Raw genomic sequence first — 219 nt, 5'->3', positions numbered from 1 at the left:
GGGGGCGTCGCAGTAGGGGGTGCGGCAGGTGTCGTCGCGGACTTCGATAAGCCGGCGCAGGGCTGGTGGGAAGAGGCGGGCGGTGGAGTCCATGGCGATGAGGTCTCCGGTGCTTGGGGCTGTGTAGAGCCGCCGGACCCAGGTCTTCAACTTTGCCGCGTCGGGGTTGCGGGTTTTTGTCCCGTGGCGGGCGAGGTGCCTGGCCCAGCCGGCGGGGAT

The 219-nt window shown here is 69.9% G+C and carries 1 pseudogene; it reads right to left on the bottom strand.

Annotation, left to right across the window (positions count from 1 at the left end):
* Positions 1-219, bottom strand: a pseudogene (locus ASF72_RS20630) (HNH endonuclease); the annotation flags it as partial.

It is taken from the genome of Arthrobacter sp. Leaf141, assembly GCF_001424565.1.
Taxonomy (GTDB): Bacteria; Actinomycetota; Actinomycetes; order Actinomycetales; family Micrococcaceae; genus Arthrobacter.
Note: the sequence above shows the minus strand (reverse complement) of the source record. Positions and strands in the feature narration are given on the sequence as shown.